General features: G+C 57.8%; 18 protein-coding genes. 17 read left to right on the forward strand and 1 reads right to left on the reverse strand.

Translation table 11 applies throughout. From position 1 onward, the window contains the following. The first annotated feature begins 81 nt into the window (after positions 1–81). The 4 genes from hpnH (at position 82) to NA78x_RS02560 (ending at position 5,601) form a co-directional block, all read left to right on the forward strand. The gene (hpnH, locus tag NA78x_RS02545; protein ID WP_425616848.1) at positions 82–1,212 is read left to right on the forward strand and encodes an adenosyl-hopene transferase HpnH; all 1,131 of its coding nucleotides are present in this window, start codon (positions 82–84) and stop codon (positions 1,210–1,212) included. Between the two features lie 121 nt (positions 1,213–1,333). After that, positions 1,334–3,460, forward strand: a complete 2,127-nt coding sequence (locus NA78x_RS02550) for an ankyrin repeat domain-containing protein (RefSeq protein WP_425616849.1) — start codon at positions 1,334–1,336, stop codon at positions 3,458–3,460. A 319-nt stretch (positions 3,461–3,779) separates the two neighbouring features. Next, positions 3,780–4,541, forward strand: coding sequence for a DUF6655 family protein (locus NA78x_RS02555; protein WP_425616850.1), 762 nt, complete (start codon positions 3,780–3,782; stop codon positions 4,539–4,541). Between the two features lie 16 nt (positions 4,542–4,557). Beyond that, positions 4,558–5,601, forward strand: coding sequence for a glycosyltransferase family 9 protein (locus tag NA78x_RS02560; RefSeq protein ID WP_425616851.1), 1,044 nt, complete (start codon positions 4,558–4,560; stop codon positions 5,599–5,601). Between the two features lie 178 nt (positions 5,602–5,779). Here the strand turns inward: NA78x_RS02560 and NA78x_RS02565 are convergent, their stop codons facing one another. Beyond that, entirely contained in the window at positions 5,780–6,487 is a 708-nt protein-coding gene (locus NA78x_RS02565) for a hypothetical protein (RefSeq protein WP_425616852.1), read from the reverse strand. Between the two features lie 1,063 nt (positions 6,488–7,550). Here NA78x_RS02565 and NA78x_RS02570 point away from each other — a divergent pair. From NA78x_RS02570 to NA78x_RS02630, 13 genes are all read left to right on the forward strand, one after another. Then, positions 7,551–8,633, forward strand: coding sequence for a hypothetical protein (locus tag NA78x_RS02570; protein ID WP_425616853.1), 1,083 nt, complete (start codon positions 7,551–7,553; stop codon positions 8,631–8,633). A gap of 60 nt (positions 8,634–8,693) precedes the next feature. Continuing rightward, positions 8,694–9,161, forward strand: a complete 468-nt coding sequence (locus NA78x_RS02575) for a hypothetical protein (RefSeq protein ID WP_425616854.1) — start codon at positions 8,694–8,696, stop codon at positions 9,159–9,161. A 223-nt stretch (positions 9,162–9,384) separates the two neighbouring features. Continuing rightward, positions 9,385–10,473 carry a S1C family serine protease gene (locus tag NA78x_RS02580; protein ID WP_425616855.1) on the forward strand — a complete coding sequence of 363 codons (1,089 nt, stop codon included), beginning with the start codon at positions 9,385–9,387 and terminating at the stop codon, positions 10,471–10,473. A 230-nt stretch (positions 10,474–10,703) separates the two neighbouring features. Continuing rightward, on the forward strand, positions 10,704–11,756 hold the full coding sequence (locus NA78x_RS02585; RefSeq protein WP_425616856.1) for a S1C family serine protease: 1,053 nt from the start codon (positions 10,704–10,706) through the stop codon (positions 11,754–11,756). Positions 11,757–11,874: 118 nt separating this feature from the next. Then, positions 11,875–12,159 (forward strand): DUF4404 family protein, encoded by a 285-nt coding sequence (locus tag NA78x_RS02590; protein WP_425616857.1) that lies wholly within the window; start codon positions 11,875–11,877, stop codon positions 12,157–12,159. Between the two features lie 18 nt (positions 12,160–12,177). After that, positions 12,178–12,543, forward strand: coding sequence for a hypothetical protein (locus NA78x_RS02595; RefSeq protein ID WP_425616858.1), 366 nt, complete (start codon positions 12,178–12,180; stop codon positions 12,541–12,543). 359 nt (positions 12,544–12,902) lie between these two features. Then, entirely contained in the window at positions 12,903–13,946 is a 1,044-nt protein-coding gene (locus NA78x_RS02600) for a Rieske 2Fe-2S domain-containing protein (RefSeq protein WP_425616859.1), read from the forward strand. A 98-nt stretch (positions 13,947–14,044) separates the two neighbouring features. Beyond that, the gene (locus tag NA78x_RS02605) at positions 14,045–14,821 is read left to right on the forward strand and encodes a cytochrome b N-terminal domain-containing protein (RefSeq protein WP_425616860.1); all 777 of its coding nucleotides are present in this window, start codon (positions 14,045–14,047) and stop codon (positions 14,819–14,821) included. 119 nt (positions 14,822–14,940) lie between these two features. Then, positions 14,941–16,323, forward strand: coding sequence for a hypothetical protein (locus NA78x_RS02610; RefSeq protein ID WP_425616861.1), 1,383 nt, complete (start codon positions 14,941–14,943; stop codon positions 16,321–16,323). Between the two features lie 77 nt (positions 16,324–16,400). After that, on the forward strand, positions 16,401–21,392 hold the full coding sequence (locus NA78x_RS02615) for a hypothetical protein (protein ID WP_425616862.1): 4,992 nt from the start codon (positions 16,401–16,403) through the stop codon (positions 21,390–21,392). A gap of 180 nt (positions 21,393–21,572) precedes the next feature. After that, complete coding sequence (locus NA78x_RS02620) at positions 21,573–22,349, forward strand: hypothetical protein (RefSeq protein WP_425616863.1); 777 nt, start codon at positions 21,573–21,575, stop codon at positions 22,347–22,349. 34 nt (positions 22,350–22,383) lie between these two features. Further along, positions 22,384–23,313 carry a hypothetical protein gene (locus NA78x_RS02625; RefSeq protein WP_425616864.1) on the forward strand — a complete coding sequence of 310 codons (930 nt, stop codon included), beginning with the start codon at positions 22,384–22,386 and terminating at the stop codon, positions 23,311–23,313. Between the two features lie 82 nt (positions 23,314–23,395). Beyond that, entirely contained in the window at positions 23,396–24,634 is a 1,239-nt protein-coding gene (locus NA78x_RS02630; protein ID WP_425616865.1) for a c-type cytochrome, read from the forward strand. Positions 24,635–24,636: the final 2 nt, after the last annotated feature.

Below are 24,636 nucleotides of genomic sequence, written 5' to 3' on the forward strand. Positions count from 1 at the left end.
GACGTTCACCATCGCTCGACCACCGAACCTCAACTCGCCCATCCCCTCGCTCACGCGTCGGGCTACGAAGAAATAAACAACATGTCGGTACCCATCAGCCAAATGTGGACGGTCGCCAGTTACGTGCTCGGCAAAAAGCTCGCCGGCGTCAAGCGCTACCCGCTCGTGCTGATGCTCGAGCCACTCTTTCGCTGCAACCTGGCCTGCGCCGGCTGCGGCAAGATTCAATTTCCCGCGGACATTCTGCGGCAGAATCTCTCCGTCGAAAAATGTCTGCATGCCGCCGACGAATGTGGCGCGCCGATCGTCTCGATCCCCGGTGGCGAACCGCTCATGCATCCGCAGATCGACGAGATCGTCGCCGGCCTGGTGAAACGTAAAAAGTACATCTATCTCTGCACCAACGCCCTCAAGCTGGAAGCAGCCCTGCACAAGTTCACGCCGAGCAAGTACCTGGCCTTCTCCGTTCACATGGACGGCCCCAAGGAAGAGCACGACCACGCGGTGTGCCGCGAAGGCGTCTACGACATTGCGGTCTCGGCCATCAAAGCGGCCCGCGCGAAGGGCTTTCGAGTCACCACCAACAGCACGCTCTTCGATGGTGCCAATCCCGAACGGATGCGCGGCTTCTTCGACGACATGATGAAACTCGGTGTCGAAGGGATGATGGTCTCGCCGGGCTACAGCTACGAGAAAGCCCCCGATCAGAATCACTTTCTTAAGCGACAACAAACCACGAACCTCTTTCAACGCTTGCTCAATCGCGCGCCGCGCCGTTGGCAGTTCAATCAGACGCCGCTGTTTCTCGAATTCCTGCAAGGCAAGTTCGATCTCGAATGCACACCTTGGGGCAGCCCAACGTACAACGTGTTTGGCTGGCAAAAGCCCTGCTACTTGCTGAACGAAGGTTATGTCAAAACCTTCCAGGAACTGATGTCGCTCACCGAATGGGACAAGTACGGTCAGAAGAGCGGCAACAGCCGTTGCCAAGACTGCATGGTCCACTGCGGCCACGAACCCTCGGCCGTCGCCGCCACGTTCGGCACACTCAAAGGTTTTCTACACACCGCCAAGGTCACGCTCTTTGGCTCCGCTGCCAATCCCGAGCCGGCTCTCGTCCGCGTACCCTCTTCGCCCACCACCTCCGGCAAAGTCCCCGCGCCGCACCTCAGCAAATCTCGCTCCGGGTCGCTGCTCAAGATTGGGAAGTAGCCGCACAAGTCGGCGGCATTCTAAAGCCCGGCCCTAAATCATTGAGACTCGTGCGCTTTGACGGTTACAATCCAATCGTCTGTGGCAGGGGGCGAGCTCTCAATGAAACGTGGAGGTTCGAATGGCGATCCAGTCGCGAATGCTAAGCGCCGCGAGTTGCTTGCTGCTGCTCATTGCTGTGAATAATGCTATCGCCCAGGAGGCACCCGTCAAACCGGTGCAGCCAACCGAGCAGCCGCCCGCGAAGCTCGATTTCGAGAAGACCGGCCCGCAAGTGGGCGAGCAAGTTCCCGATCTCAGCCTGCATACCATGAAGGGCGAGGTCCAGCGCCTGAGCGATGCCTGGCGAGGCGGCCCCGCGCTGCTGGTGACCAGTTCGCTGACGTGCCCCAAGTCGCGCAGTCGTTGGCCAGAGTTGAAAGCGCTCGTCGAAAAGTACGATGGCAAGCTGAACATCGTCATTGTCTACGTGATCGAAGCCCATCCCGTCGGCAGCATCTGCCCCTACAAGGGTATCGAAGACATCACCCCCGAAAACGAGCGCGACGGCATCTTGCGCAAGCAGCCCAGGACGCTCGAAGATCGACTTGAGCTCGCCCAAGAATTCAAACGCCTGCTGCGCATCAACGCGCCCATCTACGTCGACAATCTCAAAGACGAAGCCTGGAAAGGCCTTGGTTCCGCCCCCAATCTCGCCCTGCTAGTCGATGCCGATGGAATCGTTATCGCACGAACGGGCTGGTTCGAAGGGAAGACATCGCAGACGGCCATCGATAAATTTCTCGAAACGGATCGGCTCAAGCGAGAAGTTGAACAACGCCCGGTGAACGAATCCTCAATCAATTCCACAGGCGTAGAGATGTTCCTGAGAAGAGCTGGATTCGAGCTAGATCAGTTCAAAGAGTCGATTAGCGACAACAAGTCCGATGAATTCATCCGCATGCTCAAAGCTGCTCCCAAGGCAGCAAATATGATTGTCCCTAGCGAGCAGGGCCATCCCTACGAAGCGACCATGCTGATGGAAGCGGTCCAGTATCGCCACGTGGCCGCAGTCAAACTCTTGCTCGAATACGGCGCGGATGTAAAGGCTATAACCAAAAGTTATGATTCAGCTTTACAGATTGCTGCGAGCAATGGCGATCTCGAAATCGCCAAGCTGCTGCTCGCCAAAGGGGCCGATCCGGCCTTTCCTGCGACAGGCGATTCACCACTCCACGAAGCGGCAATCAACGGACACACCGAGATTGTCAAGCTGTTGCTCGCGACCGGACTGCGTCACGACATCTACTCGGCCATAGCGCTCGGCGAACTCGAACTGGTGCGCAAGGGTCTCAAAGTTGATCCCTCGCGCGTGATGCGCCCCGATGGCGAGGGACGCATGCCGCTGGACTACGCGGCCGCGAATGGTCAACTGGAAATTGCTCAGCTCTTGCTAAGCAGTGGCGCACCGATCGAGACCGAACTACGGTGCCGTGTCGCGCCTCCGCTGCACCGGGCGATCGAGCAGAAGCAAGTGGCGATGGTCAAGTTGTTGCTCGCAGCGGGCAGTTCACCCAACACCAAGGTGGGCTATGGAGGCGAGTATCCGAATTGGACTCCAGCATTGCATAAAGCAATCGCGCAGAAGAACGTCGAGATCGTCAATCTGCTCATCACTTATAAGGTCGATTTTGAGGCACGAGACGCCTACTCTCAGACAGCCTTGCACGATGCGGCTGCTGCCAGCCAGGTGGAACTCGTGAAGACACTGTTGCAGGCCGGAGCCGACGTAAATGCCAAGCAAGGCGGCTACGAATTGCCCTGCGGCTCCGGTGAAGAAGGGAGGCCAACCAACACCACGCCGCTGCACTTCGCGGCAAGGTCCGGCAATCCCGCGACGATTAAGGAATTGCTGGCCGGTGGTGCCAAGCTGGAAGCCAAAACCGCCAGAGGTGAAACCCCGTTGATGCAAGCTGCCACCGACTTGCGATATCGCGGTCGCGAAGTACCGCTGGCCGCTAATGTCGCCACACTCCTGGCTGCCGGGGCTGACCCCAATACTGCCGACAAAGGAACCATCACCGTTCTTGAGCATGTCGAGAGCGAGTTAATCGAAAACAATCCTGCCGCTGCGAAAGTTCAGCAAGAGATTATCGCCCTGCTGAAAAAGCACGGTGCCAAGGCGATCCAACGACCGCTCATCAGCGACTCTCTGCCCGCAGCTCCAGCACCCAAAACCGCTGAGAAAGATCCCTTCGGTTGCGATTAGGCCCCGTTGCCTTCAGCACCGAAGGTGCGGCCACATCTCAGCCCACGGCAACGCGTGAACCTTCGGTGCTGCAAAGAAGCTTGCGTAACAACCGACGCGATGCTTGCCCCCATAGTGCCAGCAACCGCTGAGCTAGCATCTCCCTGCCCTAGCCCCCAGTCCCCAGCTCCCAGCCCCCACCTCACAAACTCGCGTTCAAGGAAAATCAGCCTGCTGCTAAACTCCTGCGATGCCTTTCCCGGTTATTCCAATTCGCTGTGAGTCCTCGCTGGTCGCTGCGCTCCTGTGTGCGCTCGCGCTGGTTAGCGCGGGCTGTTCCGTGAACAAGTCGCGGCTGGCGACCGAGCAGCTGGTGGTTGCCGACGCGGTCGATCATGCGGTGAGTCAGATCGACTTCACACCGATTTCCGGTCGCAAGGTATATCTCGACAAGCAGTACATGCCCCCGACGAACGCGCCGGGCAAGCCGCCGGTGAACAGCTCGAACGTCGAGTATGTGATTGGTTCGTTGCGTCAGCAGATGGTTGCGTACAACTGCCAGTTGCAAGACAAGCCCGAAACGGCCGACATCATTGTCGAAGCTCGGCTCGGCGCGCTCGGTTCCGATGGCAACGAAGCCACCTACGGCTTGCCCACGGGTGCCGTGGTGAGGACTGCGGCGGCGACGATGACCCCCGGCGGCGATTCGCTCCCCCAACTGCCCGACCTGGCCTTGGGTCGGCGCAATCATCAGCTGGGTGCCGCGCGGATTGGTGTGTTTGCCTACGATCAAAAAACTCGCGAGCCCGTCTGGCAAGCGGGAGTCGCCACGGGCAACAGCCAGGCGCGCGATCTGTGGGTGTTGGGGATTGGTCCGTTCCAGCATGGTCGCATTTACGACCAGGTGAAGACCGCCACCAAAGAGCCCAAGCTCGTCAAGCAGCACGACGACCTGCCCCAAGGCATGGCCAGCTATTTGCAACCGCAAACTTTCCAGCGTGCCCTCGCGCCGGGCGAACAAAGCCCCGCTCGCATCTTGAACCCCGCACCCGCAACTGCCGAGGCCAGCCCCGCGCAGTCGATGGCGGGGAATCGCCCCTAGGCGAGAATCGATCGTCATGACAACTCACTCGCAACCTCGCTTTCTCATCACGCGCCTGAGTGCGATCGGCGATTGCATCCTCACGATGCCCCTCGCCTGTGCCTTGCGAGACGCCTTTCCACAAGCCTGGATTGGTTGGCTGGCCGAGAAAGGTGGCGCGTCGCTGCTGCAAGGGCATCCCGCTCTCGACGAAGTGATCGTCTCGCCCAAACGCGTGCTGCATTCGCTGACCGATACCTGGCAGTTGCGCGCCAAGCTCCGCGCGCTGAAGATCGACGTCAGTCTCGATCCGCAGGGCCTGGCCAAGAGCGCCGTCATGGGTTGGCTCTCGGGTGCCAAGCGGCGGATTGGCTTTCGCGCGCCGCATGGCCGCGAATGTTCCGACTGGATGAACAATCAACTGGTCACCAGCCGGCAGTCGCACGTGGTCGATCGCTATCGCGAACTGCTCGGGCCGCTCGATGTGCAACCGACGACCGTCCGGTTCGATGTGCCCCGCCAACCGGGCGCGACGCAGGTCATTGCCTCGTGGCTCGACCAGCAAAAACTGACGCAGCAACCGGTGGCCGTCATCAACCCAGGCGCAGGCTGGGATTCGAAGCTGTGGCCCGCCGAGCGGTACGCAGCCATCGCGCACCACTTGCACCGCGAGCACGGCTTGCCGTCGCTGGTGGTGTATGCCGGTGGGCGAGAGAAGACCTGGGCCGAGCAGATTGTCGCGGGCTCACACGGCGGAGCACGCCTGGCGCCGAACACGTCACTGCCGGAACTCGCCGCCCTGCTGCGACACGCCCGGTTGTTCGTCGGTTCCGATACCGGCCCGCTGCATCTCGCGGCCGCCGTCGGTGTGCCGTGCGTCGGCGTCTATGGCCCGACCCCTCCGACCGAATGTGGTCCTTATGGTCCTGGCCATCGCACGGTCCAGACCTATCTGCAATCAGGCACTTGCCGCGAACGTCGCAAGGCCGAGAACATCGCCATGCAGGCCGTCACCGTCGAGCAAGTGGCCGCCGCCTGCCACGACGTGCTGATACAATCGCCCCTCAGCCGCGCGGCGTAAGGTAGGTCAGGTACTCCGTACCTGACGATCATCCCGGGTTGCAGTCAGGTACGGGGTACCTGACCTACCGGCTCTACCGGCTCGCTTTAGCACCGTAGGTGCGGCCCTATGCCAACTCAGGGCAAGCGCAACGGCGTCAGCCGTGGAGCGTCGCCCTGGTAGGAAGGCGTTACGGGCATTAATGAACAGCCGCCGCGTCAGAGTCCGGCGTCAATTTAGCAATATCACTCAACAACAGTTCAAATCGTGGAAGATAGAAACCGTTCGAGTCTTTTCGCAAAATATCCGTGTAAATGGATACTAAGTAGTCGTAGTTGTCGCGACCGACTAGCTTGGCGACAATTGCCCCAGTTGAACAACGCAGCCAAGGCATAGCGCGATGAACGGAATTGTCACTGGGTTGAGCGTTGATGGCAGTGTCGACAGCCACCAAGGAACTGAAGTGTGAGTAATAGGGCATTGCCTTATCGTGGAAGATTTCGAGCAGTTGCGAAGCCACTACGTCCACGCCAGCCGCCTGCGTGAGCGAAACCTGATATCCATCTTTCCCATAAACACTCCAGAGGTCGATCCCCACCGTAGGTGTGTCTCGTTGGTATTCCACCTCGTAACCGGATGATCGGTGAAAAATCGCCTCAACATGCTCAAACCGAACGCTTACCGAGGGACAGATACGATATCCCTTCTTCTCATCAAGCACTACAAGTTGGTACTTCTCCACTCGGTTGCTAATGGCTCTGATAAACCACTTCTTGCTCTTCACCAACTTGAAGCCAAGCGGTTTCAACTCAGCGGCCACTGCTTCCAGCACGGCGATTGGCAAATAGTAACTCATGGCTGTTTCAATCAACAATTCGAAGTGACTAATGCCAAAAACTTGGCTCATGCTGGTGAGGGGCCCCATGTACGCGACGTCTTCTATAGCCAGGCAGGCTCGGCCGCTTGAAGACAAAACCGGATCCCTCTGCGTATCGTATCCGACTCCGAGGTAGCCCTGAAGCTTACTCGCGCACCGTCTCGTGCCGCCCCTTCAGGGCTTGGACCTTCGATTCAACTTCTCACCCAGGGCGACGCTACGCGACTTCGTCGCTGCGCTCTGCGCTGGGCTGGTATGGTGCCGGCCCGTTGGGCCTGAGGAGTGGCGGCTTCAGCAGAGCTAAGCTTGGCGAATAATTGATCGTTATCTTATTGACAAACGATCACGACATTGCGCAAATGTCGGGTAGTGTACGTAAAGACGAAACGGCGGCGAGAGCGGCCAGGGTGGCTGCTGCGCTGGTGTCGTTCTTGGGCAGGAGGAGGTAACGATGCGGGCAGTTTCGCTTGACTCGCTGGGTGCCTGTCGTTCTGCGAGCAGAACCCAGTGAAGTTTGGACCAAGCTGGATTTGGCTGCTGGACGGCGCTACGGACCTTCGTTGGAATTTCGATTCACCAAGATCGCTTGATTGGTCCGAGCGGCTGCCTGTCGCAAGTTGATTAGCACAAAAGCAATAGTGTTTGCGTATATTTGTCGTAAGTGTAGATTAGTGAGAAGATGTGTAGAAACGATTTAGGGAGTAGCAGTCGCCTTAAGGATAAGCGAAACAGCGCAGATCGCAGGCTGTTCACGTGCCAAAATGGCAGGCTTAACTGGTTATCAAACGGTTATCGGCAAAACGGGTGATTAGCGGTTATCACTCGACCGAAGTGGTGGTTGCGAAGAGATTTAAAGGGGGTTTGCAGATGCGAAAAAACGAGCCAAAAAGTTATCAAACTTGGGGTGTTCAGGGGCTGTTCGAGGGTGGGGTAGGCAACGGGGGACAAGGGAAAATGAGTCGCCGCAAAATTCGTGGCGAAGCTGGCAGCTAGTGCGAGCCAATTCGCGGGGGTAACCTTACAGCTCTGATCTGCTGAGCAAGACATCTCTGTTTAGCTACTGGTTGTTCTTTACCTGCACAAGGACCTTTCCATGCTGTCGCGTTCTGAGTTGAAGGCTGTTCAAACCAAGAAAGCTTACCCCTCCGTTTCGATTCTGGCCCCCACGCATCGGACGGCACCGGCTAACAAGGCCGATCCCATCAAGGTGAAGAACCTGGTGAGCAAGGCGATTGCCCGCCTGCAAAAGGAATTCAAAAAGCGGGAAGTGGCGGCTGTGGTTGGCAACTTGAAGGAGCTGGTCAAGCAAGTCGATTGGCAACATACGCTCGACGGTTTGGCGCTGTTCGCCAGCGCCACTGAATCGCTGGCGGTCAATCTCCCCTTTAAAGTGAAGCCCCGCGCCATTGTCGATGAGACGTTTGCCACCCGCGATCTCGTGTATGCCTTGAACCGCGCGGTCCCTTATCGGGTGCTGGTGTTGGGGCATACCACTTACTTTTACGATGCCTGGACGACCGTGCTCGAAGAGCACACGAAGGCCCCGTTTCCGTTTGAGCATCGCGGACCCGGTGGCGCGGCCAAGCTGCCCGGCGGTGTGGGAGTCAATCGTTCGGCCATCCGCGACGAAGCGATGCGCAAGTACTTTCGCTCGGTGGACGAAGCGGTCGCGAAGATTCAAAAAGCCAATCCACTGCCGCTGGTGGTGGTGGGCGTCGAACGGAATCTGGCCTTTTATCGCGAGGTGACCTCGCAGCAGGCATCGATTGTGGGCATGCTCGCCGGCAATCACGAAAAGACGGCTCCCCTGGCACTGGGCAAGTTGGTGTGGCCCGTATTCGAGGCTGGCGCGACGGTTCGTCGTACCGAAGCTCTGGTGCAACTCGATGACGCCGTGAGCGCCAGTCGGCATGCTTCGGGAATCGATCAGGTCTGGCGCGCTGTGGTCGGCGGCAAGGTCCGCGTATTGCTGGTCGAAAAGAACTTTAAGTATCCTGCCCATATTAGCCCGGAAGGTGACCGCCTGATGCCGTTCACGGGTCAGGGGCCGGCGGCGCTCGACGACGTGGTCGATGAGGCCATCGAACGAGTCATGGAAGCCGGCGGCGAAGTTTACTTTTATGGAGAGGACGATCTGGAAGTGCATCAAAAGATCGCGGTCGTGGTCCGCAGCTAAGGTTTGATTTCGCTCGAGGCCTTTTCCGTTGACAGCAAAGGTCGCCCCGTGGATACCAGCATGCTGCGCGATTATGCGACCGTCGTAACGGCCATCGTTGCGCTGGCGGTCTTCGCGCTGAACTCGTACGCGCAGATTCGCAATCGACGCATTGAGAATCTGTCGCGGTTCATCGAGGCGCACGTGCGGCTGTTCGACGAGGGGAGCTACATTGCGCAGAATATTGCGGCGATCGAGAGTCGCACCTTGGTGCGCGATCGGAAAAATCCGGAGATGGAGCGAAAGTTCCATCTCATGCTGCTGGAGATCGAGCACCTGGCGATCTTGGCCAACAATCAGGCGGTGCCGCGTCCCACGCAGGTCTATATGTTTGGGGCCTATTCGCGTGAGCTTTTGAAAGTGATTACTGCCGAAGAGCGAGAGAGTATGTCGTGGGAATTGGCGATTGGCTTTCTCGACCGCCTGGCGAAAGATACCGATGCTTATCAACAGTTGACCCGTAAGCAGCGGGAACGATTCTGGCACTGAGCGAAAGGGAAGTGTGTGCCATCGCTGCAGGTGCCTTTGGCGGGGTGAGGCAAAATTTGGCTGGCGAGGGGAAATTCGCTCGGCAGTTGGGTATGATTAAACTGACTCAGCAGGAAGCGCTCCGGCGAGCGGTCCCTCGCGCGGCGACCTTGCCTCTTGCTCGATCTATAAAACGGGATGGCGGCCGATGACGGCAGGTAATACGTTCAGCAGGATGCCCTTCGTGCAGCGATTCGCTTGCTTCGCGCTGGCACTCTTCATTTCCCTTCCGGTTGCTACCGCCCAGGTCAATAATCCGCCGCCATCGCAGCCTGCGGTGGTGAAAGCAGCGGATGTCGCCCCGGTTCAGAAGCCCGAAGCTCCGGCGATCAACTCCATCGCACCGCCCGCGCCCGAAGCGATCGATCCGCGCCTGGCCAAGATCTTTGCTGGCGCCAACCCCAGCGGGATTGCCGACCTGCGCTTGATGCAGGATCACGTGCGCAAGATCAGCGAAAAGCTGCAAAAGGCAACTGTCGGTGTGCAGGTGGGCGCGGCTCAAGGGAGCGGCGTCATCATCAACAAAGAAGGCTACGTACTCACCGCGGCGCATGTGTCTGGTCAGCCAAAGAAGCAAGTGCTGTTTCAGCTTTATGACGGCCGCAAACTGTTTGGCGAGACCCTCGGGCTCGATCGGAGCGTCGATGGCGGCATGATGAAGATCACGGAAGGGAAAGACTTTCCGCATCTTGAAATGGGTGACTCGTCCAAGTTGCGTGAAGGGCAGTGGGTGCTCGCGACAGGACACCCTGGCGGCTATCAATCGGACCGCAAACCGGTGCTGCGTTTGGGCCGGCTGTTGCTAGTGGAGCGGACCGTGCTCACCACCGACTGCACTCTCGTTGGCGGCGACTCGGGTGGTCCGCTATTCGACATGGAAGGCCGAGTGATCGGCATCAACAGCCGAATCGCGACGCCACTTACCGCAAATATGCATGTGCCGGTCAACACGTTCAAAGAGACCTGGGACCGCATGCTCAAGGCTGAGGCCTGGGGACACTTTCCGGGTCAGGAGCCCTTTTTGGGTGTCCGTGGGGAAAAAGATGCAAAAAATGCCAAGCTCGCCCATGTTTTTCCCAACTCCCCAGCCGAGAAGGCGGGTTTGAAGGTAGGGGACATTGTCGAGCTGTTTGACGGCAAGCAAATCACCGATTTTCCCTCACTTTCGGCGCAAGTACAGGAACAACAGCCTGGGGAACGCATCAAGTTGCAGGTGAAGCGAGGCGAAGAAACGCTCGAGCTGAAGCTAGTGCTCGGCAAGCGGGGAGAATGACAGTGCTGTCTGCGAATAGCCACCGCCGATAATGCTGGCAGGGAAGTAATGTAATTGAACGGTCAATAAATTCGTCTTTTGGCCACGAACTCAGTATGATTCAACTGGATTTGCGTGCGCGGCGAAAGCCGGCGATGTTGCAGCAATGAAACAACGACCGAGAATTCACGCCAGGCAACGTAGGAAGTCATGTCCGCGGTGAGGGATCATTTTCAGGGAGTGCTTGTTCCATGAAATTGTCTGCCGGCAGTTGGTCGTTGTTCTTGTGGTCCATCGTTCCCGTAGCTTTGCTCGCGCTGGCTCCGGCTTCGCTGCTGGCCAGTGAGCGTTCGCACTCCAAGGTGCTTGCTGCGTTTCGTGACGTCGTTCGCGATCCAGCTCAAAGTACCGTGCGCGTCTTCTCGGATGGTCGCAAGGCAGCGCTTGGCGCTGTCGTCGATCAACAAGGCTTTGTGGTTACCAAGGCCAGCGAACTGAAGGGTAAGCTGACGGTCCAACTGCTCGACGGCCGGAAGATGGATGCCGAACTGGTCGGCAAAGATACGACGGTCGACCTGGCACTGCTCAAGATCACCGCCGATAAGTTGCATTCGATCTCCTGGTCGGACACTGCCGACGCCACCGTTGGTAGCTGGCTGATTACTCCCGGCCTGGAACTCGATCCCATCGCCATTGGCGTGGTGAGCGTGGGGGCTCGCAAGATCGCCGCTCCTTCGGGAGCTCTCGGCGTGCAGCTCGATCAGAAAGACGACGTGGCTCGCATCGAGAAAGTCATGCCCGATTCCGCAGCTTTGCGGGCTGGCATGGAAGCGGGAGACATCGTCACCAAGATCAACGGCAAAGACATCAAGGGACGGCAGAACCTGATCGAAACCGTGCGAGCCTTCATGCCCGGCGAACGCCTGGAGCTGACCGTCAAACGGGGCGACAAAGACATGGCGATTACCGTCACGCTGGGCAATCTCGCCACGCTGTTTCATGGCGGCGAACGGGCCGAATTTCAGAACAACTTGGGTGGCCCGCTGAGCGAACGTCGCGCGGGTTTCTCGCTCGCCATTCAACACGACACGGTCCTGCGTCCCGCTGATTGCGGCGGCCCCATTGTCGACCTCGATGGCAAGTGCCTAGGCATTAACATCGCCCGTGCTGGCCGCGTGGAAAGCTATGCCCTGCCAGCTTCGCTGGTGAAAGATGTCGTCGGCAAACTGAAGGCCGCCGCCGAACTGGCCCAGAAGAAGGTGCAAGAAGTTTCGACTCCGGCGGAATCGGTCAAGCCGCAGTAGTCGCTCGACTTCATTACCAACAACCGCTGCGGGCCCGGCAATTCTCCGTTAGAATTGACCGGGCTCCTTCGTTTGCTCACTTGAAAATGCTGGCTCCCCCTCCGAAAGATACCTGGCCATGAACGACAAAGCCGACCGCTTGCGAGCCGCCATCGCTGAACTGGAGCGGGAGCTTCACAACCTGGAATCTTCCGATCCCGAGACCCGCGCGCTGCTGCAATCGGCCGCAGCTGATATCTCCAGCGCGCTGCAATCTCGCGGAGAGGCTTCGGATGAGGCCCCAGACACAACCGAGTCAAAAAACCTGATCGAGCAAAAAGTGCTCGAGTTCGAAGCTTCGCATCCGCAGATCTCGACCGCCCTGAGTCGCTTCATCGACATGCTAGGACAGATTGGTATTTAGGTATTGGGGTGACCTTCCATGCAGCGGATATTTGCACTTGTCTGCGCCGGCGCGATGATTCCCATCCTGCTGTTTGTGCTGTGGGCGAGCTGGGATTCCACCCCAGATCATCGCATTTACGTGCTGGATGCAACAACCAAGCGCCCCGTTCACAATGCAAACGTCCTGATTGCGCCACTGACTGATAACGGCAGATTCTCGCAACTGGGCCGTACGGACAAACGCGGCATCCTGGACGTTGGACTTTCGCGAGATCACAAGAGCTTTCTCATTCGAGCTGAAGCGCGCGGCCTTCAGTTCGCCGGCCAAAGTTCATTGCCAGGCGAACCTGCTGACGCAGACTTCGTCCTGCTGATGAAGGCAGAGAACCGCATTGTGGATTAATTTCGCGGAATGGGCGGGCACTCAAAATATCTGCCCGCGCCCGATTCAACTTTTCTCCTGCCCCGGCTAAATTACTTGTCCCAACGCACCTTACGACGGAGCTTCCTCTGTTCGCGAGGAATGCGGAGCACAGCCACCCGCTTCAGGGTGGTTGACAGATGTCAATAACCAGCTAGAACTTAAGAGGCAGGGATTGTGAAAAATATCACAAGGCCTAGCTGCTGCGGTTTCTGGCTACAAGTCGTTTCCGGAAAATGACTTATCGCCGTAATCGGCAAATCGAATCGCGGGCGGTCCATCCTGATTTTTTGCGTGCGCCGCAGCTGAGGCGTCGCGACTGTGGGTAAAGGCTTGGCGTTATGGCCAAAAAAATGTCGGTAGAGGAAATCCTTGCTGCAGCCAAGGCTGGCGGTGCGAAAAAGCCCGCGGATAGTCCGCCTCCGGCTGTAGAGGCGGCTCCCGCTAATGTGCCTGCCGCTTCCGAGTCTGCGGCATCTGAGGCTGCGCCCGTCGCTGAAAAGCCCAAGGCTGCAGTCAAGCCCGGCTCGATGAGCGCCGCTGATATTCTGGCGATGGCCAAGGCCGGCAAAAAGCCCGTCGCCGCTGCTCCTGCCGCACCAAAGCCGGCCGCTGCCGCTGCTCCGGTTGCCGAGAAGAAGCTAGCTCCGCCGAAGACCGATGCCGCCACTGCGGCCGCGGTTCCTAAAGACACTGCAAGTATCCTCGCTGCCGCTCGCAAGGCCGCGAAGCCCGGGCCTGTTTCGAAGGCTGAAGCGGAGGCCAAGGGGGTTGTTGTCCCCGCGCCGGCTGGCAAGAAAAAACTCGAAGCTCCGCCGATGCCCGCCAAGCCTGCCTTTGCTCGCCCGGCAGCGGTCACCGATCCCGATCGTCGTACCTTCTTGGCTGCCGCCGGTGGTGCTCTGTTTGGTTCGTCGCTGGCCATTGGCTTTACTTCGCTGGCGGTGACGCATGTCATGTGGCTGCTGGGTTTGGCCCGCTTCATGTTCCCGAATATTTTGATCGAGCCCCCGACTCGCTTTAAGGTCGGGCCGCCAACCAATTTTGGTCCCGGTCAGGTTGAGACCAAGTTCATTCCTGAGTTTGGCGTTTGGATTGTGCGGTACGAGTTCGACGGTCGTCCGATGATTTTCGCCCTGAAGTCCGTCTGTACGCATCTGGGCTGCACGCCCAACTGGCTCGAGGCCGAGCAGAAGTTCAAGTGTCCTTGCCACGGTAGTGGTTTCTACAAGGACGGCATTAATTTCGAAGGTCCCGCGCCTCGTCCGCTGGAACGCTATGCCATCAGTCTGGCCGACGACGGTCAGTTAGAAGTCGATAAGAGCCGCACGTTTAATCAAGAGCAGGGTCAATGGAAAGACGCTGCCTCCTACGTGCCGGTGTAGTCGGTGGTTGCTGATTCCGGCCGGAATGAAAATGACTTCCGGGCTTCAGCTTTTGGCTTCTTTAGTTTTTCCTGCGACTCGATACACGAACCACTCCTATGGCCACGCTCGGCGAAATCATCCGCGAATCGCAGATTTGGAAGAGTGTCTTCCGCCATCCGGCTCCGCTGGATCGGCGCAATCGCATCGTCGTGATGCTCACGAACTTCTTCCTGCACTTGCACCCCGTCTCCATCAAAAAGCAAGGCATTGCTCTCAGCTTTACGTGGTGCATGGGTGGTGTGACGTTCTTTCTGTTTCTGGTCGAAACGGTCACCGGCGTGTTGTTGATGTTCTATTACCGGCCCACGCTGGAATGGGCGTACAACGATATTCTCGCACTCCGCGACGTCACCTCGCTCGGCATTCTCCGCGAGTTGCATCGCTGGGGCGCGCACGCGATGGTGATCACCGTCTGGCTGCATATGTATCGCGTGTTTCTCACCGGTTCGTACAAGCCGCCGCGCGAGTTCAACTGGGTCATTGGTGTCGTCTTGCTCTTGCTGACGTTGTTAATGTCCTTCACGGGCTATTTGCTGCCTTGGGATCAGTTGGCAATCTGGGCGATCACGGTGGGTTCGAATATGGCGAAGGCTACACCGCTGCTGGGTTCTGAAGGACCTGGTGCGATGTTCCTGACTGTGGACGGTATCAGCATGGTCACCAATGCCTCCGATGCCCGCTTCGGTCTGCTCGGTGCGCGATTTGTGGGTGAAGAAACGCTCAATCGCTTTTACGTGTTGCACTGCGTCGCGATTCCGCTCGCTGTGTCGCTCTTGTTGGCGATCCACTTCTGGCGAGTCCGTAAGGACGGCGGCATTAGCGGTCCGTTGTAGGGTTTGGCAGCAAGGGTCGGCGAGGATCGTCGGCCCGAGGCGATGGTGGAATGGGTTTATCGACGTGTTGCTGAAAAGTCAGGGCTGTCGGTCTTTGGTTTGGTAAATGGCAGGCTGCGATGCACGGAATTGAACCACTCGAGATTTTCATCCCCAAGATCGCCACGTTCTTGGGATCGTATTACCTGCTGATGTCGGTGATGAACGCGGCCATTGCCGTCATCATTTGGCAGTCCGGCCGCGATCAAACCTTCTTTCGTCTCCCCGTCGCCAAGTTTCCGTTTACCAGTTCCATCGTGTGGCTGATCGTCTCGATGGTGTTTCTGTTGATGGCCGCTCTTGGCTTCAGCGGTTCGGCCACGCTGGCTCCGTTCATCTCGCTGCCTCAGTCGCTCCGAAACGGCATTAACTACGTCATGAGCCCGACGTGGTACACGATTGGGTCACTCGTTCTGCTAACGATTCTGTACCTCGGTCGCCGCTTCTTTGTGAAGCCGATGGTGGCTTGGGTGATGCTCAATTTGGCCATGCTGCTGCTCGGTATGTCGATGACCGATCAGAACTTCGCGCTCATCGTGATGAAGCCCGACAACGTGCCGATCGTCGGCCTGATGTTCTTGCTCGGCTTCTTTACGTGGCTGAGTGCTTATCAGGCAGTGCAGAACGACGACCGCGCTTTGCAGGGCCTGGAACCGCTCGAAAAGCTCGACAACGAAAAAGTGCTCGTCTGGCCAGATCTCGTTTACACCGAACTGATCTGCATGGTCGCCCTCACGGCGTTCCTGCTCGTCTGGGCCATCCTGCTGCAAGCTCCGCTCGAAGAGCCTGCTTCGGCAGTCAAGACTCCGAATCCTTCGAAGGCCCCTTGGTACTTCCTGGGTCTGCAAGAAATGCTGGTGTACTACGATCCGTGGATGGCAGGTGTGGTACTGCCCAGCATGGTCGTCGCCGGTCTCATGGCCATTCCCTACATCGACTTCAATAAGAAGGGGAATGGCTACTACACGATCGATCAACGCAAGTTTGCCTACATCACGTTCCAATTCGGCTTCCTGGTTCTGTGGATCACGCTGATCGTGATGGGAACCTTCCTCCGCGGGCCCAACTGGAACTTCTTCGGTCCGTACGAGTATTGGGACACGCATAAAGTCGAAGCGTTGAATAACGTCGATCTCTCGGAATACGTCTGGGTTTGGGCTCTCGGTGGCAGCCGTCCTGCTGCTCCGGAAGGCTCGTCGGCGTTCATAAAATTTCTCTACATCATGCTGCGAGAGTCGCCGGGCATTTTCCTGGTGATTACCTATCTCACTGTGTTGCCCCCGCTGCTTGTGGTTATTAGCAAGTTCTTTCAGGACTTGTTTGTCCGCATGGGTTTCATTCGCTACATGGTGCTGACGAATCTGCTGCTGATGATGATGCTACTGCCGCTGAAGATGGTTGCCCGCTGGACGGCCAACCTAAAGTACTTCATCGCATTGCCCGAATACATGATGAATTTTTAGTGCTGCTCGAACCAGGCTTGAGTTTCGAATAGCCCCAAAATTGAGTTGAGAAAAGGCCGCCGAGGCGGAGAGAAGACATGCCCGCAACCGAATCGACCTGGCGCAGTATGACGCTCATGCATCGCATCTTTGCGGTGACCGGTGTCGTGCTGGCCTTGTGCACGATCTGGATGTTCTACAAAGACCATTTCCGCCCGTGGAAGAACACCCAGGCTGCTGTCATTGAAGTCGATCGCCGCATGACCGAAATGCGCGAAGAGCAGTTCCGGACGGACGAAGCCAACAAGCAGGTTTCGCAACTGACCATCGAAGTCAGTAAAGCCCGGGCCTTGCCAATCGATCCCGCCGCCATTCTCGCCTTCAATGCTGAGATGACGGAATTCAAAACGAACTTTCCGGACTTGGCTGTCGGCGGTGAGCTTCCCGATTTAGCCAAGCGATTGGAAACCCTACGCAGCGATTCAGAAACGGCCGCTCAAGATCGCCAGGCTGCCAATGCCGCGCGCGAAGCCGCCGATGCCAAGCTGGACGACGCCGCACTGCAAAATGCCGCCAATGAAGCCGAGAAGAAAGCTGCGGCTGCCGAAGAAAATGCTGCTGATCAGCGCGTCAGTATTGTCAAGTTGCTGCAAGACAAAGTGAATCTGGTTCAAGGTCGCGAAACGCTCAAGTTGGGCGATCGCAAGTTCCAGTCGGCCCACGTTGACAAGGCCAAGGCCGATCTCGATATCGCCATTCGCGATAACCTGACCGCCGAGATGCCAGCCCGTCAAAAGGCCATTGATGAGCAAGTCGCCAAGCTGAATAAGCTCAATCTGGAATATCAGGCCCTGAGCGCTCATCGCAAAGAACTGGAAGCGATTGTCAAGAATATCAACGCTCCCGTTGACCTCGCGCAAAAGAACCTTGCCGACAGCCGCGCAGCACTCGAGCGGTTGGCGAAGACAGCCACCGAGAAGCGCGAAACCTACATCGCAACTTACGACAGCTTTCCTTGGTATGGTCCCGGCAAGAAGATTGTCAACCTGCCCATTCTGGATGCGTTCGGCGCGACGCGCAAGGCCGATACGCGTTGGAGTGCGGACCTGACGCAGGACTACAACTTTGCGAAGGTGCGGCGTTTCGATCGCTGCACGACTTGCCATGGTTCGATGCAAAAGTCGTTGCCCGGCGATCCCACTTCACCGCTCTACACGGACGAGAACAAGTTTGAGGTCATCATCACGCCGCGCACCGCGGAAGAAATGAAGGCCGCCCGCGTCGCCCTCAAATTGCCCGAAGTTGACGCCGCTGGTAAGCCGATTCCCTACAGCTTGGAAGAAGCTCTCGGTCTGAAGCTGGCCGACCACGGTTTGCTGGACATTGACGATGTCATCGTCAAGTACGTTCAGCCCAAGTCGCCAGGTGCTGCGGCAATGCCCATCAATGTCGACGCCCCCGCGCAACAGCCGACCGGTGAAGAGATTCAACAGCAAGCAGCCACGGGCATTTTGCCCGAAGACAATTCGACCATTCCCACTCGGCCCGGTTTGCTCGTGGGTGATGTGATTGCGTCAATCGACGGCAGCGAACTATTCGGTCAGTTCCGGGGTGCTCCGCGCGCCACGGTGTCACTGCTCGATCTGGCTGCAGCCGGCAAGCCTTTCCGCGTGGGTATCAAGCGCGGGTTGCCCCATCCATTCAATTCGCATCCGCGGCTGGATTTGTTCCTCAGCGATTCGAGCCCGCACAAGCTGGCCACCTTTGCCTGCACCGTGTGTCACGAAGGGCAAGGTAGCGCCACCGATTTTAAGTGGGCTTCGCACACGCCTAACGATCCCACCCAAGCGGCTGAATGGTCCAAGGAACATGGTTGGTTCAACAACCATCACTGGATCTATCCGATGTATCCGTCGCGTTTTGCTCAGGCGACCTGCCTCAAGTGCCATCACGACGTGGTGGAACTGGAGCCCAGCCAGCGGTTTCCCGATCCACCCGCGCCCAAATTGATGCATGGCTATCATCTCATTCGCAAGTACGGCTGCTTTGGCTGCCACGAAGTGAATGGCTACGATGGTCCCTCGCGTCGCGTTGGTCCCGATATGCGGCTGGAGCCCAACTTCTTCGCAGCTGCCCAACAACTCACTTGGGAAGCCAATCTGCGAGCCAAGGAACTGGAAACCATTCGTCCAGAATCGGACGAAGACAAGCAAGCCATTGCTGGTACGCAAAGCAAACTGGCTGAAGTCCTTCGCCTCGCCGGACAGTTGACGAATCATCCCGCCGAAAATGGCGTGCGTCGCCAGTTGTTGTCGCTGGTCGAAGAAGACCAGGTTTCCGGCGGTGGTAAGTACGGCACGGTGCTCGCGCCGCAAAGCCATCGCATCGCTCCTATGCTGCGAGATGTCGAAACTCCCGGTTCGCTCCGTAAGGTCGGCCCCAGCTTGCGATTTGTTGCCCAGAAGGTCGATACGGCTTTTCTGTACGACTGGATCTGGGATCCGCAGAATTTCCGCAAGTCGACCCGCATGCCGCGGTTCTTTGGTCTGTGGGATCACTTCCGCGATGATCAACCTTCGCAGCACGTAGCCGAGCAACTCGAACCCATCGAGGCTCGGGGCCTGGTGGCCTACCTGATGGATCGCTCGCAGCAATTCGAGCCCGTCGAGCGTCCCGAGGGGATTTCGGAATGGACCGACGAGCAGATGATCACGCGCGGCAAGCAGATGTTCGAAACCCGCGGCTGCCTGGCGTGTCACACCCACCACGACTTCCCCGACACCGACAAGTTCCGTGCGGCCGGTGAGATCGTGCAAGGTCCCGATCTATCGAACGTCGGCGCCAAGTTCTCCCCAGAAACGAACCCGAAGGGTCCTAGCTGGCTCTATAGCTGGATCAAGGAGCCGACCAAGTATCACGCTCGAACGGTGATGCCGAATCTTTTCCTGGACCCAGTGAAGCTCGTCGAAGTGGAGAAGGATGCCGAAGGCAATCCTGTCAAAGACGCCGACGGCAAGGACAAGACGACCACCAGGTTCTACGATCCGGCCGAAGATATCGCTGTCTACCTGCTCAACGATAACAAGGGTGGCTGGAAGCCCGTTAAATCTCAGCAGCAATTGGCTGAGCTGAATAAGGACGAGCAAGAGCACCTGAAGAAGCTGACGCTCGAATACTTGAACGACGCCTTCTTCAAGGATGCTGCGGAAGGGTATTACGTAAAGGGCCTTCCTGAGTCGATGCGTTCGGAACTCAAGGGTGCCGAAACCGAGTTGATTGTTCCGGAAGGGGGCACGCTCAGCGATGCCCAGCGGCTGCGCTATATCGGGCTAAAGACCGTTTCGAAGTATGGCTGCTATGGTTGCCACGACGTTGTCGGTTTTGAAGATGCCAAGCCCATCGGCACCCAGTTGCAAAACTGGGGACGCAAGGATCCCTCGCGTTTAGCCTTCGAGCACATCTCGCATTACATCGAGCACGGTCACGGCACTGCCTCGCATGGCGAAAAGGCCGCTCCTGCCGGCGACGATGCTGCGGGCCACAAAGACGATACTGCAGCAACGTCGACGGAAGGCCACGATCACGCGCATGACCATGCTCACGATCATGAAGCCCCCGACGATACGTTGCCTCCAGGCTCGGAAGAATACTATCACCATGAAGTAGGCCACGGCAGCCGCATCGGCTTCATCTATCAAAAGCTGAAGGAGCCACGCAGCTACGACTACAACAAGACCTTCAATAAGCGGTTCAACGAACGACTGCGAATGCCGCAGTTCCCCTTCGACAGCCGCGATCGCGAAGCCATCATTACCTTCGTGCTGGGTCTCGTTGCTGAGCCACCACGCGAGAAGTACTTGTTCCGCGCCGATCCGCGGTCCAAGGCTATCGCTGATGGCAAGGTGGTTCTCGAGAAGTTCAACTGCGGCGGCTGCCATATTCTGGAAGCCGACAAGTGGAAGATCAGCTATCCGCCGGGTCAGTTCGGCGAGCAGGTTCTCCCTGGACCGGTTTTCCCGTTCCTCCAGGTGCATGTCTCGCCGGCGGAACTGGCTAAGGCTAGCATTCCTGACGCGAGCAATCGGCTTCACTCGACGCTCATCGGTATTCCTGCTTTGACCAAGAGCCAAGGCTTGCCGGAATTGGTCGACGTGGAAGATAGCGAACTCGTCCTTGAGGATCGCTACGATCCCCGCAACACCAAGCTGTCGGTCGAGATCGTGAATTGGTCGATCGTCGATGGTCACGTCTATCTACCGGGTCAGGCCAAGATGTCGATCCCCGGCAGCATGGTGAACAGTGCCTACACCGCGAATGGCGGTATGCTCACTCGCTACCTATTGCCGCGCGTCACCAAGCTCGAACAAGCGGGAAATCCCAACGCCAGCGGTACGGAAGCCTATGGCTGGTTGCCGCCGCCGTTGTTCGGCGAAGGAAACAAGGTGCAAACGAATTGGTTGTACGAGTTCCTGCTCGAACCTCATCCGATTCGTCCAGCCGTGTTCTTGCGAATGCCGAAGTTCAACATGTCGCGCGACGAAGCGACCAAACTGGTCAACTACTTCGCCGCCGTTGATAACGCGAACTTCCCCTACGAGTCGGCTGAAGTCCGTCTCGATAGCCACCTGGCCGAAATGCAGGCTGCTTATGCCAAGCAGGCCATGCGTCCCGACGCAAATCGGCTGGACGATGCGATGAAGATCGTCATCGACAAGAACTTCTGCGTGAAGTGTCATATCGTCGGCGACTACGATCCAGGTGGCAGCGAGCGAGCCAAGGCTCCGGATCTGGCCAATATCCACCGTCGGCTGCGTTCCGATTACCTGCGGCAGTGGATCGGCAATCCGAAGATGATCCTGCCCTACACGGCGATGCCCGTGAACATTCCGTACCAGCCTGGCGAGCCTCAAGGCAAAGCTCCGGCTGACCTGTTCGTGGGCGATAGCGAGCAACAGGTGCAAGGCTTGGTCGATCTGCTGATGAACTTCGAAGAATTCTCGAAGGGCAAAAACAAGATCGCTCCCTTGATACCAGCCGCGACTCCCGCAGCCGAAGGAACACCGGCGGCACCCGCCGAGGCGACAAACTAAACGGAGGGCCGCAATCGTGCGGTTTTCCGGTCCAATTGGTTTTCCACAGGGCGAACAAGGCGGTCCGCCATTGATAAGTTGATATGATGATTTGAGGGTTGAGTTTCGCGTGTTTGTTTCCCGCCTGGCTTTGCGATAAACCCACAGCGAAGCCATCCATTTCACCTGGGGAGTCCTCTCATGAATCGTTCCACTCGCTCTTTCGCCGCGGTCGTCGCAGCGATTCTGTTGCCCGCTGTGGCTCTCGCCGCCGATGGCAGCATCAAGATCAAGTTCAAACTCGACGGCGAAGCGCCCAAGCCCGCCAAACTCACGATCAATAAGGATCCCGAGTTCTGTGGGCCGAAGATGCTCGTCGATGAAAGCATCAAGGTCGGCAAGGACAATGCCCTGCAGAACATCGTGATGTACCTGTACGTCGCGCCAGGTACCAAGGCTCCGGAAAGTGCCGCCGCCGTCGCCGCGCTGCCGAAGGAAGTGAAAGTCGACAACCTTGGCTGCCGCTACGAACCCCGCGTCGCTGCGATTCACACCTCACAAACCTTGATTCTCGGCAATCCCGATCCAGTTGGTCACAACGTGAAGGCCGACTTGTTTTCGAATCCTTCGTTCAACGATCTGATTCCTGCCGGTGGTTCGACCAAGAAGACCTTTGCCAAGGGCGAGAATCGCCCGATGCCGCTCGCCTGTGCGATTCACTCGTGGATGGGCGGCTTCATCTTGATTCGTGACAACCCGTACTTTGGCGTCAGCAACGAAGCGGGCGAAATCACGATTCCGAACGTCCCCGAAGGCAAGCGAACCTTTACCGTTTGGCAAGAGAAGGCCGGCTTTGTCACCAAGGCGAACAAGGATGGCAAGGACGTTGCTTGGAAGTTGGGTCGCATCGAAGTCGATGTGAAGGGTGCCACCGACCTGGGCGAATTCAAGATTCCGCTGAGCGTACTGCAGAAGTAAATTGTCCGTCTGTTCGCATTAAGGAACATGAACCGTGAATCGGTTTGTTCAAGTCAGTACGATTTGTCTCTTCGCTGGCGGCCTGCTATTGGTCGCCGGTTGTGAGCGTACGAGTCAGCCCAACAGCTACGTCAATCAGGCGAATGTTGATTCGCTTGCCAAGGCGTTTGGTTCTGGCGCCACCGCCGAAGCGACTACTGCCGCCGTCGTTGCCGATCCCACGGGTTGGGCCACCATCAAGGGCAAGTTCGTGTTCGCTGGTACGGTACCCGCAGCGACGGCTCTCCGGGTCGACAAAGACCAAGATGTGTGTGCTCCTGGAGGTAAGCAGGTCTTCGAACAGTCACTGGTTGTCGATCCCGGCAGCAAAGGCATCCGCGATGTCGTGATCTATCTGTCGAAAAAGATTCCGAGCGACGAAAAATGGGAGCACGCCGATTATCTGACGAAGAAGAACGACCAGCTTGCTGAACCCTTCGATCAAGAGAAATGCGTTTTCCTCAGCCACGTGTTCGTGATGCGTTCGACGCAGAAGGTGCTGATCAAGAACAGTGACCCCATCGGTCACAATACCAGCATCAGTGCTTCGGCAGGCAGCAAAGCTGCTTCCATCAATGTCACCATCGGTGCTAACAGCAGCACGGTTTATGAGCCTAAGGGCGAGTCGAGCATTCCAAACCCTGTAGCTTGCACCATTCACCCGTGGATGTCGGCTCGCCTGCTAACTCGCAACAACCCATACTTTGCTGTGTCCGATAAGGATGGCAACTTCGAAATCAAGAATGTTCCTGCGGGCGTCGAACTCGAGTTCGCTGTGTGGCAAGAACGAGCCGGGTTCGTCGGCACGGCCACGGTGAATGGCAAGGACGAAAAGTGGACCAAGGGTCGCTTCAAGAAAACACTTGCCAATGACGCCACCGAAACACTGGATGTCACGCTCAACGAGTCCGTGTTTGTGAAATAGTGACTGAGAAGAACTTCCCAGACGTTGTCGAAAGCACTGTAGCCTGCCCGTGACCAAGCGAGTCGCGACCGGGATGAGAATTATGAACTTGCGTTGGATAGTTTGCCTGCTAGTAATCGTGAGCGGTCTGTTGACTGCCGGCTGTGGTTCGCCACCGCCGGAGTTCCGCCGCTATTCGACTTTTATTCGTCAAGTGGAAGACCAGGTTCCCAAGGACGATGACGGAAATGCCTTCCGCTTCTCGGCACAGCAAAAGCAGGACCTGGACGAAATCCTGGCCGCGCTCTTTGGTACTCCCAATGCTCCGCTGATTCCCGCCGTCAAAGACGTCGACATGACCATGGTCATGAACAGCGGCAAGTTGATGGTCGCCGCAGGTGCGGTCGGCAGCGATGAGCAGGGACGAGCTCGCGGGCTGTATCGCGAACATTGTGCTCACTGCCACGGCATTACCGGCGACGGTGCTGGGCCGACCGCGGCCTTTTTGAATCCCTACCCGCGCGACTATCGCCGTGGCACTTTCAAGTTCAAGTCGACTCCGGTCGGTGCCAAGCCCACCCATGCTGACCTGCGCAAGATCTTGCTTGAAGGCGTGCCCGGCACAGCGATGCCTGCCTTTTTGCTGCTGCCGGAAAGCGAAGTCGAAGCACTGGTCGAGTACGTGCGGTACCTGTCGATTCGCGGCGAAGTTGAGCGGAACTTGCTCAGCCAATGGGCCGAACAAAATCTGGGTCCTGAGGAGCGCCTGATCGATGACCCTGCCAATCCTAATCCCGCGAAGGTGGACCTGATCAAGGAGGTGGTGGCTGGTGTTGTCGGTAGCTGGGTTGCTGCCGAAACCGAGCCGGTTGCTGTCGTCGGTCGACCGGAGATGACCGGTGAAGAACTCGCCGCCTCGCGTCAGTTGGGCAAGCAGTTGTTTCAGGGCACTCGCGCCAACTGTGCTTCGTGCCACGGTGTTTCGGCACTCGGTGACGGCCAAACGAATCTGTACGACAAGTGGACCGAAGAGTTCATCACCCCCAAGGGCGATCCAAAGTTGATCACCGAGTTCACCGGTCTGGGGATGCTCGAGCCTCGCCATCTAAAGCCGCGTAACTTGCGCCAAGGTGTGTTCCGTGGCGGTCGTCGCCCGGTTGATATCTTCTGGCGAATTCGCAACGGCATCGACGGCGCGCAGATGCCAGCCGCCAAGCCCGATGCCTTGTCCGATCAAGAGGTTTGGCACATCGTCAATTACGTTCAATCGTTGCCGTACGAGTCGATCAGCGATCCGCGGCAGAATGTTCCCGAGCCAGCCAATGACCGCGGGGTGAGGTAGCG

This window comes from Anatilimnocola aquadivae (genome assembly GCF_049819085.1).
In the GTDB taxonomy this organism is placed as follows: Bacteria; Planctomycetota; Planctomycetia; order Pirellulales; family Pirellulaceae; genus Anatilimnocola.